Raw genomic sequence first — 10683 nt, 5'->3', positions numbered from 1 at the left:
GTGACAGCCAACGCGACCTCAGGGACCACGCCACGCCGTCGGCCCCACAGGTGCGACACAGACAGGCAACCCAAGGCGCTCACACGGCGCGACACCGTCGTCACTGAGTGCCCGCGCATCACGGCACCGCGACGGCCCCCGTGCCCAGGCCGAGGCTCTCGGCGCACCGCTGAGGTCGCCGACGGCCGGGCACAGCTGTCGAACCGTTCCGCTCAGCACGATCACCACCCCGTCCCCGTCGCCCGTCCCTCCGTCCTGCGATACGTTGGGAAGCGGTCGCCGGGCCCGCCGAGGATGCCATGTCGAGGATCACCTCGCCGGACCTGAACCGCCGGTCGAAGAGCAAGGCCGGGTCGTTTTTCGCAGACGCTGCGGTGCGGACCCGCGGAACGGGACGCCGGGGACGACCCACCGCTCCAGGTGAAGAGTGACAGCAGCCAGCCCAGCCCTCGCGAGTCGTGCTTCGGTACTCTCCGTGCTCGAGCGGCTCATCGCCGCCCCCGATCGTGCGCTACAGCGCCATGACGTGGTCGCGGTAGGCGCCGTAGCAGCCCGGTTCCGGGCGCGCCTCGAACAGGACCGTGGGCATGGCGGGCTCCATCAGGTCGGCTGCCTGGGCGGCGAAAACCGCACGGGCGGCGGCTGGCGGGCTTCCCACCCCCGGCCGTGGAAGAGGGCCAGGGCCGCGCACGCGCGGGCGCTCCTTCGCCGCCCGTCCAGTCTGCCGCCTTTGCAGCGCCGCGCACCGGGCATGCTCTTCAGCTCCTGGAGCCGGGGCGTCGCGGTAAGAACGCGGGCGGCGCACGACGCAGAAACCAAGACGCTGCTGTGCTACCCGGGAGGTAGACATGACGGAGTACCGCAAGAGTCCTGAGCGCGTCGCGCAGCTCACAGACCAGCAGTACCGAGTGACCCAGCAGGACGAGACCGAGCCCGCGTTCGCCAACGCCTACTGGGACTACAAGGCGCCCGGGATCTACGTGGATGTCGTGTCCGGTGAGCCCCTGTTCGCCTCGGTCGACAAGTACGACAGCATGACCGGGTGGCCCAGCTTCACGAAGCCGCTCAACCCCGACCGCGTCGTCGTGATCCCCGACACCAGCCACGGCATGGTCCGCATCGAAGTCCGCTCAGCAGGAGGGGACAGCCACCTCGGCCATCTGTTTCCCGACGGGCCCCGCGACCAGGGCGGACTGCGGTACTGCATCAACTCCGCGTCCCTGCGCTTCATCCCCGTCGAAGACCTCAAGCAGGAGGGCTACGGACAGTACCTGCACTTGTTCGACGCAGTGCGGGAAGATACCGCCGAAACCTGACAGGCGGCCCTCGGCTGTGGCACGACGGCCGGCCCCCGCCCTGTCGTGCAGCGACGGTGAGGGCACCGTTGTACCCAGGTGGTACCACAGCGCCGCACTCCACGTGCGGCTGCACGCTTCCAACGAAACTGCGCCCAGGATGCCGGGCCCGACAGGAGGACCACACAGTGATCAGGAACCTCGAAAACATATCCGCCGAAGACGGCGCCCCTGTGCCGCCCGAACAGATACCGGCCGCTGTCACCGCGGGAAGCCTCGTCTACACCGACCGTGCGACGCAGTCCTTCGACCCCGACGGGACCACCCGTTACGTCGAAGGCGGACGTCAGACGGAGGGCACATGGTCCGTCGACGAGAACGGCCGCTTCTGCTCGTTCTGGCCGCCCACCTTCCGAGCCTCGTACGACCTCCGGTGGATGGTGGACGAGGGAAGGATTGTCGGCCTCCGGTTCTCGGACCTCGCGAGCGGAGCCCTTTTCGAAGGGCGCTACCAATAACCACCGGGTCTACCGGAGCCGGTGCCTGGGTGGGAGAGCGGTGCCGACTCGTACTGCTCGTCCTGGACCCCCGGCGGGCCCATGCAGCACTGTGGCGTGCTCGTCGCAGGGCGCTGACGGCTGCCGCCGCCCTCGCCGTGCGGCCCGAAGAGTCGGCGGCGAGGAATTCCTCGACGATCCGGCAGGCGGATGCTGCTTTGTCGGTATCCAGCTGGCGGGCCTGCCATAGCGTCGGGCAGGCGTAGACAGCCATGGTCAACGGCACGTGGTGGTGCCAGCCCCGGTAACGGCGGATCTGGTCGTCGTCGAGGCCGCATTCCTGCTTCGCACCCTGGGCGCGCTTCTCGATCGCCCATCGGCTGCCGCGGCACAGATCGCTCATCCAGGGTGGCGTCGGCTGGACACATAGTAGGAAATCTCGTCCGGTCCGCTGATGCTGCGGCGGGGCGAGACCCCGGTGTCGGCGGTCGGCTGGGGCCTGACCTCCGTCACGCTCCGGCCGGCGGCGGTCAGCCTGTAGGGCCGGCACCGGCCGCGGGGAGGGCGGCCCAGATGCCCGGGTGGCTGGGATCGATGGCGTCGGCATACTTGATGTTCTGCTGGATGAACCGGTTGACGAGGGGGCAGTAGATCGTGGCCTTCTGCTGCCTCTCCCGCAGGTCGTCGAGGACCACCTGGATGAGGATTCGCCAGGCGTGAACCAACCGGATCAGGGGAGGGTGGGCCGCCACGACAGCTCCGGCCCCTGCCCCGCGGTTCGCGGCTGCTCGGGGAGTTCGGAGGGCCGGTCACGCGGTCCTCTCCGGCATTGATCCGCGCTTCGCCGGTAAGAACCGGACCTCAAGAGTCGCGTATGGACAAGAGCCGCTTGCCGTCCGAGTGCCGGTGAGAACTACTGGGGAGTGCGAGATGACGTTGAGCGGAAGGACCGCCCTGGTCACCGGGGCCGGCCGGGGCATCGGACGGGCCGTGGCGATACGACTGGCTGCTCAAGGGGCGCGTTCCGCCCTGGTCGCGCGGACTGCCGAGGAACTGCAGGAGACAGTACGGCTGGTTGAGCGGGAAGGCGGTACGGCTGTGCCGATTACCGCGGACGTCAGCACGGAAGACGGGGTCCGCGCGGTCCTCGACGGAGCGGCTGAGGCTCTGGGGGCCGTGGATGTACTGGTGAACAACGCCGGCACGGTCCAGCCGCTCGGCCCGGCTGCGGAGATGGACCTGGAGCGGTGGATCGGCGCCTTTGCGGTCAATGTCTTCGCGCCGGCGGCGTTGTCCTTCGCCCTGGTCCCGGACATGGTGAAGCGCGGCTGGGGGAGGGTGGTGAACGTCTCCAGCGGCATCGTCGCGCACCCCGCTGCCCTGGGGGGCTTCAATGCATACGCAGCGACGAAGGCCGCGTTGGAGGCCCACACGCTCAATCTCGCGGCGGAGCTCAAGGACACCGGTGTCACGGTCAACGTGTACCGGCCGGGCTCGGTCGACACGGCCATGCAGGCCTGGATCCGCGAACGCGGTGAAAACCTGGTCGACGCCGCTACGTACGCCCGTTTCAGGTCGTCGTACGAGAACCGGACCCTCATCACAGCGGACGATTCCGCGGCCTCCCTGGTGGCCCGGGTCCCGCTGCCGGAGACCGGGTGCGTCTGGGACGCGTCCGACCGGATCTGAAAGACCCCCTTCGTTTTCACACCGAGCCACCTTGTCACTGAGGAGAATTCATATGGGCCTGTTGAACACCGGCGCGGTATTTCCCGCACTGACCATCAATGTTGTCGGGGGCGGCACCCTCAACGTCCCTGAGGCGTTCGCCGGCAGCTTCGGCGTCGTCCTCTTCTACCGCGGTTCGTGGTGCCCCTACTGCACCGCGCAGCTCAGAGCCTTCCAGCGGGCCGGCGATCGGTTCGCGCAGGTGGGGATCAAGGTCGTCGCGCTCTCCGTCGACGACGAGGCCACGACGAAGGAGCTCGTCGAGAAGCACAAGCTCACCTTCCCTGTCGGGCACAGCGCGGACGCCCGCGCGGTCGCCGAGGCCACCGGTGCCTTCGTCAACGACGAGCCGGTGCACCTGCAGTCGACGGGCTTCGTACTGGCGCCCGATGGCACCGTCATCACCGCGGTGTACTCCAGCGGGGCGATCGGCCGGCTCGTGCCGGAGGACGTTCTCGGCTTGGTTTCCTACATCAAGGAACACATGGGCTGATCGCACATGCTCGGGAGCCCCGTGCCGGTACACCGGGCGGGGCACCCTCATGTTGACTGATCGCCTCACGTCGCACGCGAACGCAGGCGCAAAACCGGGGGGCGGAGAACTGCCGGCACTCGCGACCACGCTGCTCAAGTCCTACCCGGAGCTGGATTTCGAGGATCTGTCCTTCCATCTGATCGAGGCCCGCGGCCGGATCGTGCCCGAGATGGACGACAAGCCCGGTGAACGGGTGGTGGACTCCCTGGAACGGCGCGGCGCGCGCGATTCCGCGCTGATCGTCTGGACGGCCGGCAACGCCGCCGACCCGGACGTGCACACGGTGCCCAACGCCCAGCACGCGGTACGACAGGCCAAGCGGCCGGCGAAGAACATCGTGGCGAGCCTGCGGGCAGGCAGAGTCCGCAGCTACCGCCACGACAGCCTGGGAGCAGTGCCAACCCTGGGCCTCGGACGCGGCATCTTCCAGTACGAGCGCATCGTCATCAAGGGATTTCCCGCCTGGCTGATGCACCGGGGCTACCACGCCCTGACCGTGCCCACCTGGGAGCGGAAGGCCCGCATCCTCGCCGTCTGGCTCACGGCTGCACTGTTCGGCAGGGACCTCGTCTCACCGTTCTCCGTACAGCACCCCCGGGACGCCTTCGTCACGAGCAGTGACCCGGAGCGCGCCAACGCGGCCCGGGCGACCGACAGGACCGCCTGAGCAACACGCTCCGGATCCCGCGCGAACCAGACCTGGCGGCCGCGCATCTGGAAATCACACGCCTCAAATCCCAAGAGCGCCTACGCACGACACAACGGGACGCACCGCTGCTGGTGTGGTCCGGCGACCGAAAAAGTCACCGTCTCAGCCGCAGGGGAGACCGACAACTCATCGAGGCCGGCGACACGAGCACTGAATCGATCTGTGCTCTCAAGCGCAGGCTCTCCGACGCCGTTTACCAGGCCTTACGCCGCGATGCCAACCCGCCGAGGAGCAGCCGGTTCGGCTGGCGGCAGCCGCTTGGCATTGGAGCAAGCGGACCTGCCCCGGCCGGAGTTCTGCTCGCCCGTGCCTCGGGTTGCACGACCGGTCAGGGCGCTTGTCCCCCGCTCCTGTATTGAGACAGCAGGCTGCGCAGTTGCTTCCGGCCGCGATGGATGCGGGACATGACGGTACCCACGGGGGTCCCCATGAAGTCCGCGATCTCCTTGTAGCTGAATCCCTCGACGTCCGCCAGGTACACAGCCGTACGGCGGACCGGGGGGACCATGCGAAGAGCCGCCTTGAGGTCCGGGCTGGCCAAGTGGGACAGGACGGTGGATTCAGCGGAGTCGAACGCCAGGTCGCCGTATATGCCTGGTCGCGACAGTTGCTGTTCACCGGCGTCTGCTACGAGGTACTGGCGCGGCCGACGCTGTTCCTTGCGGTACCCGTTGATGTATTGGTTCACGAGTATTCTTCGTACCCATGCGCCGAAATTCGTTCCAGGACAGTATTGATCGAACGACGCATACGCTCGCGCATACGCTTCCTGCAAAAGGTCCTCTGCGTCCGCCGGGTTACGCGCTATGCTCCGAGCGGCGGCGAGCAGGTATCCCCGATGTTCCAGCGCGTCCTGCTCGAATCGAGCACGGCGTTCCGCGCAACTCTCGTTCGGCCCCCCAGGTGTGGGGCGTTGAGGGGGAAAAGTCGCCACTGATCCCCTCCTCTCTGCCTGGGACTGACACGTGCTGCGGCCAATGGGTACGGTCACCGGTAGTGGTCTGTTCCGGCTTTATTGGATTGGCGGCCCCCTTCGGTTCTGTTCTTACCGGCCAGGGCAGCTCTGCGTCGCCGAGGGAACGCGCAAGCAGCGGCATCCCGCCATGTCCGAGCACCCGACTCGGTTGGAGCACCGCTCGATGCTCGGGATGCTCGTCCAGTAGTGCAGGTGTGCCCCCCGCGCGGTAGGTGCAACAGAGCGACCGCACGGCGGGCTTGCCCCGGCCGGGCCGGCAGGACGCGCGGGGCGGGGTGCCGGCGATCGGGGCGCTCGTGGCGGGACAGCGCAGGCAACACGGGTGGTCTGCACGGCCACTGATCGCATGGACGACGCGCTGTCCGATGAGAGCGGACGTCGTCCGATCAAGTCCATCGTCGGGACAAGCGACGGCCTCCGGACGGTGGCCTTCACCGACCTGCTTCGCAAAAGCTACCTCTGGACGGACCACCAGCTCGACGCTGAGGAGAGCGCACCACTCAGCACGAGCTCACGTCCCAGGAGGTTACAGGGCAAACGTTGCCTGCTACGGCATTAGTCGTGCGTGTAGAGGGGTTTGCCGGCCAGGGCCAGGTGAGCCTCGCCGAGCGCCTCGCTCTGTGCCGGGTAGGCATGGAAGAGCTGGGCCACCTCGGCCGGCAGGGCCTCCCAGTTGTAGATCAGCTGGGCCTCGCCGACCTGCTCGCCCATGCGGTCGCCGACCATGTGGACGCCGACCACCGCACCGTCCTCGACCTGGACGAGCTTGATCTCACCCGCGGTCTTCAGGATCTTGCTCTTGCCGTTGCCCGCCAGGTTGTACTTGAGAGCGACGACCTTGTCCGCGCCGTAGATCTCCTTCGCCTTGGCCTCGGTGAGGCCGACGGAGGCGACCTCCGGGTGGCAGTACGTCACCCGCGGCACACCGTCGTAGTCGATCGGGACGGTCCGCAGACCGGCCAGGCGCTCCGCCACCAGGATGCCCTCGGCGAAACCGACGTGCGCGAGCTGGAGCGTCGGCACGAGATCACCGACGGCGGAGATGGTCGGGACGTTGGTCCGCATGTACTCGTCGACGAGGACGTAGCCGCGGTCCATGGCGACCCCGGCCTCCTCGTAGCCCAGGCCCTGGGAGACCGGGCCGCGGCCGACGGCGACGAGCAGCACCTCGGCCTCGAACACCTTGCCGTCCGCGAGGGTGACCTTGACACCGTCCTGGGTGTACTCGGCCTTCTCGAAGAAGGTGCCCAGGTTGAACTTGATGCCGCGCTTGCGGAACGCGTCCTCCAGCAGCTTCGAGCTGTCCTCGTCCTCCGCCGGGACCAGGTGCTTCAGGCCCTCGATGACCGTGACGTCGGAGCCGAAGGACTTCCAGGCGGAGGCGAACTCGACACCGATGACGCCGCCGCCCAGGATGATCGCGGACTTCGGCACGCGGTCCAGGACCAGGGCGTGGTCGGAGGAGATGATGCGGTCGCCGTCGATCTGGAGGCCCGGCAGGGACTTCGGCACGGAACCGGTCGCCAGGAGGACGTGGCGGCCCTGGATCCGCTGACCGTTGACGTCCACGGAGGTCGGGGAGGACAGCCGGCCCTCACCCTCGATGTAGGTGATATCCCGTGCCTTGACCAGGCCCGTCAGACCCTTACACAAGCTGTCGACCGTCTTGTCCTTGTAACGCTGCACCGCGGGCATATCGATACCCTCAAACGTGGCCCTCACACCGAAGAGCTGTGCGTCGCGGGACCGGTCGGCGACCTCGCCCGCGTGCAGCAGGGCCTTGGTAGGGATGCACCCATTGTGGAGGCAGGTGCCCCCTAGCTTGTATTTCTCGACCATCGCCGTGCGCAGGCCGAGCTGGGCACCGCGCAAAACAGCAGCGTAGCCGGCGCTGCCGCCGCCGAGGACTACAAGGTCGAAGCCTTCGGTGGCTTCCGTCATGTGGGGTCCTCCCTTTCGAGTTGTCGATTGCGTGTAGACGGCCGTCCTGCGGGGTGTCACGGCCCCGGGTGGCGGGGTTGATCAGTGCCCGATTCAGGCGAATCGGATGAGCTGCTTCTGTATCGCTTGGTACGTCGACACGGCCGGTGGGGTGCCACCGGCGCGGATGGTCGCGACGACTCGGACGGCGGTGTCGATAGCGACACGGTGGAGCGGGGACTGCGTCCTCACCCACCGCACCCGAGTCCGGCCAGCTCGTCCAGGGTGAGCAGGGGGTGGATCAGGAGAGAAACCCGCACGATCCCGTCTCCGTCTCATTTCCATCCGCAGCGATGGGACACCCTCGCACCGCTTGGGTCCAGGAAAGACTGACCGGATCGATTCCGCGTCTACCCTCCGTCGCGGACCCCTGCGCCGCTCTCGCAGCATCGAGCGGCAGAGGGGCGATAGGAACGTGGCGGCCCGCCGGGCCCGAAGCATCTACGCCGCGGCGGGCTGCGGAACGCTTCCAGGTCGCTGTGGGCACCGCCAAGCGGTGGGCCGACCGCTACCGGCAGCACGGCAAGTCGGGCAGTCGACGACCAATCCCGCCCCGCCTACAGCGAGATCCTCACCGACGAGAAGCGGGAGACCGCCGTCGCCTTCCGGGGACGGGCGCAGGCGTTCTTTGCTTCCTGCGGGGTCACCGTCGAGCGTGTGCTGACCGACAACGGCTCCTGCTACAAGTCCCGTCTGGAGCGCGATGCCCTGGCCTGGGCCGGCGTCACGCACAAGCGCACGCGCGCCTACCGGCCGCAGACCGACGGCAAGGTCGAGCGGTTCAACCGCACCCTGCTCGACGAGTGGGCCTACAGCCGCGCCTACCGATCGGAGCAGGAACGACGCGACGCCTTCCCCGGCTGGCGGCACACCTGAATCACCACCACGGACACACCGCGCTCGAGGGCCAACCACCCGCCAGCCGCGTCCTGATCTCACGGGTCAATACACCTGGGTCGCCGTCGATCGTGGATCGTGGCTCCACCTCGTCGATTCGCAATAGACGCCCTGTCCATACCGACATGGTTGTCTTCCTCTCGGCAGTCGTGGAGACGCGTGTCGCCACACCTCACGGAGGGCAGTCAACAAGCCTGCTGCATGGTGCCATCTGTGTGCAGTTGGCTCTCGCGGAGCTGGGAAAGCGGGCGTTGAGGCGTCGGCCGGGCCCGTGGGTGCGCCACAACGTTGCAGGCTGGCCTCTCGCCTCTGCCGCCTGACCCACCCCGGCCGCCGGGCGGGCCGTGTTTCCCCCCACGGTCCGCCCGGCACCCCATCCCTACGCAAACAAGGGAAGGAAGAACAACGACGATGGGACAGCTCAGCGGCACGACGGCACTGATCATCGACGGCTCCACCGGCATCGGGACGACTGCCGCGAAGCGGATTCCGCAATGACGTCTTCCATCGAGGAAATCATCACCAGGTTCCGCGCCAACGGGGGCGAGGTGGGCGGCCCGTTCGCAGGCAAGCACATTCTCTTGCTGCACACGGTGGGGCGCCGATCAGGCCAGCCGCTGGTCAACCCGTTGCTCTACCTGACCGAAGGAGAGGCCCTCGTGGTCGCAGGGGTCAACGGCGGGGCCGAGCACGACCCCCAATGGGTGGCCGACCTCGTAGCGGCTGGCCGGGCGACGGTGGAACTCCCCGACCGCCAGGTCGTCGTGCGCCCCTATGTGCTGCGCGGGGGCGACGAGTACGACCGGCTCTACGTGCGCCTGCTCGAGTACTGGTCCGACCTGCGCGCCTACTCGGCCAGAGCCCCGCGCACGATCCCGATCATCAAGCTGGAGCGGCTCGCACCTGCGGGCTGTAGGGTCGCCTGACCCCACCGATCCCGGCCCCCAGCCGCTGCCAGTGCGTCACCCGCACCGGCAGCGGCCCCATGCGACGCCCCCGCAGGACATCAGCCCGGGCGACACGCACGCCCACGGTCGAGTTCATGGGCGACGGGCTCGACCGCCTCGCCGTCCAACCCTCACCAGCTCCCGAGCCGGCCTGGAACAGGTCGCCTCCGTTATCGACTACCTCGCCTCCGACGACGCGAGGTGACGCCGTACCTACGAAGAGATCAGTCCGCGTGCCCAGCCACTCGGGGGCGCGTCAGGGAAGGATCCGCACGAGTGCGGAGAGCGCCTGAGGCCACGCAGCATCGGAGGGCACACCCGCTGCTCGGTCCCGGGCGGCAAACCGAGCACGGTGTGCAGGCCAGCCGCTGTCCCGATCACGCGCACCTTTGGGGCATGCTGGGCCAGGGCTGTGACGAGAGCGTCTCGTCGCTCGCGGTAGCGCCGACGGGCAGCACGTATGTGACGGGCGTAGGCGCCGGAGGTGATGAATTCCGCCATCGTCAGTTGCGGCCCCACGTACACGCCCCGGGCTCGCGCGAGATGGTCCGCGAGTGCGGCCCGCAGTTCCGGCCGACCGCGGGGGTCGCCGTAGCCGCGCGTCGTCGGGGGCCGCGGACAGGGCGCGGCGTGTGGCATTCAGCCAGGCTGCACGAGGAAAAGCGGCGAGGTCGGGGCCACCTGGGATCAGGTCGTGTCAAGGGTGGCCGGCAGGAGCGGTGGGCGGGCGCGCCAAGATCGGCCGAGTGACCATCCTGTCTGCCACGAGTGTGCCCGAGCCTCTGCGGGCGGTGAGCCATCCTTCGGCGACGAGGTCGGCACAGGCGTCGGCCACGGTGTTGCGGGCAAGGCCGAGGTCGGTGGCGAGCCCACGGGAGGATGGCAGCCGTGTCTCCCCGGGCCAGGTGGCCGGTGCGGACAGCTTCGCGCACGGCTTCGGCCAGCGCGCGGCGCACACCTCGGCCAGCGCGGATCACATCGGGGGCGAGACCCGAAGCAGCCCAGAATTCCGACATAGGCGTGAACAGTACTGGCGAACCGCCGCGGGCGTAACCGAGCCGACATCCCGTTGAGCGAGGACGGCCGGCGGCCGGTGACCGGGGGCATGGGTGCGCCAAC

The 10683-nt window shown here is 68.3% G+C and carries 9 protein-coding genes and 3 pseudogenes; 7 read left to right on the top strand and 5 right to left on the bottom strand.

Going from position 1 to position 10683, the window contains the following annotated elements; translation table 11 throughout:
- Nucleotides 1-511: 511 nt before the first annotated feature.
- Nucleotides 512-658, bottom strand: coding sequence for a hypothetical protein (locus R2S09_RS39405; protein WP_306193158.1), 147 nt, complete (start codon nt 656-658; stop codon nt 512-514).
- 190 nt (nt 659-848) lie between these two features.
- Between R2S09_RS39405 and msrB the strand changes: the two genes are divergently transcribed.
- Together msrB and R2S09_RS39395 are read left to right on the top strand one after the other, a co-directional pair.
- The gene (msrB, locus tag R2S09_RS39400) at nt 849-1316 is read left to right on the top strand and encodes a peptide-methionine (R)-S-oxide reductase MsrB (RefSeq protein WP_316746072.1); all 468 of its coding nucleotides are present in this window, start codon (nt 849-851) and stop codon (nt 1314-1316) included.
- A 167-nt stretch (nt 1317-1483) separates the two neighbouring features.
- On the top strand, nt 1484-1813 hold the full coding sequence (locus tag R2S09_RS39395) for a hypothetical protein (RefSeq protein ID WP_306193160.1): 330 nt from the start codon (nt 1484-1486) through the stop codon (nt 1811-1813).
- Between the two features lie 509 nt (nt 1814-2322).
- On the opposite strand, the gene R2S09_RS39390 is transcribed toward R2S09_RS39395, so the two are convergent.
- Nucleotides 2323-2487: a hypothetical protein gene (locus R2S09_RS39390; protein WP_316746069.1), complete on the bottom strand. Its 165-nt coding sequence runs from the start codon at nt 2485-2487 to the stop codon at nt 2323-2325.
- Between the two features lie 235 nt (nt 2488-2722).
- Between R2S09_RS39390 and R2S09_RS39385 the strand changes: the two genes are divergently transcribed.
- From R2S09_RS39385 to R2S09_RS39375, 3 genes and pseudogenes are all read left to right on the top strand, one after another.
- Nucleotides 2723-3481, top strand: coding sequence for an SDR family oxidoreductase (locus R2S09_RS39385; protein WP_316746068.1), 759 nt, complete (start codon nt 2723-2725; stop codon nt 3479-3481).
- Nucleotides 3482-3533: 52 nt separating this feature from the next.
- Nucleotides 3534-4013: a peroxiredoxin family protein gene (locus R2S09_RS39380; RefSeq protein WP_306193163.1), complete on the top strand. Its 480-nt coding sequence runs from the start codon at nt 3534-3536 to the stop codon at nt 4011-4013.
- 97 nt (nt 4014-4110) lie between these two features.
- A pseudogene (locus R2S09_RS39375) lies at nt 4111-4722 on the top strand (NAD(P)/FAD-dependent oxidoreductase); the annotation flags it as partial.
- Between the two features lie 370 nt (nt 4723-5092).
- On the opposite strand, the gene R2S09_RS39370 reads toward R2S09_RS39375, so the two are convergent.
- Both R2S09_RS39370 and lpdA read right to left on the bottom strand, forming a co-directional pair.
- Nucleotides 5093-5698 carry a sigma-70 family RNA polymerase sigma factor gene (locus R2S09_RS39370; protein ID WP_316746066.1) on the bottom strand — a complete coding sequence of 202 codons (606 nt, stop codon included), beginning with the start codon at nt 5696-5698 and terminating at the stop codon, nt 5093-5095.
- 597 nt (nt 5699-6295) lie between these two features.
- Nucleotides 6296-7681, bottom strand: coding sequence for a dihydrolipoyl dehydrogenase (lpdA, locus tag R2S09_RS39365; RefSeq protein ID WP_316746065.1), 1386 nt, complete (start codon nt 7679-7681; stop codon nt 6296-6298).
- Between the two features lie 570 nt (nt 7682-8251).
- On the opposite strand from lpdA, the pseudogene R2S09_RS39360 reads away from it, so the two are divergent.
- Nucleotides 8252-8723 (top strand): annotated as a pseudogene (locus tag R2S09_RS39360) (integrase core domain-containing protein); the annotation flags it as partial.
- Nucleotides 8724-9111: 388 nt separating this feature from the next.
- Nucleotides 9112-9543 carry a nitroreductase/quinone reductase family protein gene (locus tag R2S09_RS39355; protein ID WP_316746063.1) on the top strand — a complete coding sequence of 144 codons (432 nt, stop codon included), beginning with the start codon at nt 9112-9114 and terminating at the stop codon, nt 9541-9543.
- A 234-nt stretch (nt 9544-9777) separates the two neighbouring features.
- On the opposite strand, the pseudogene R2S09_RS39350 reads toward R2S09_RS39355, so the two are convergent.
- A pseudogene (locus R2S09_RS39350) lies at nt 9778-10580 on the bottom strand (GntR family transcriptional regulator).
- Nucleotides 10581-10683: the final 103 nt, after the last annotated feature.

Origin of the sequence: Streptomyces sp. MK7, assembly GCF_032658145.1 — a bacterium.
Classification (GTDB): Bacteria; Actinomycetota; Actinomycetes; order Streptomycetales; family Streptomycetaceae; genus Streptomyces; species Streptomyces spiralis.
This window is presented reverse-complemented; position numbering and strand designations above follow the sequence as displayed.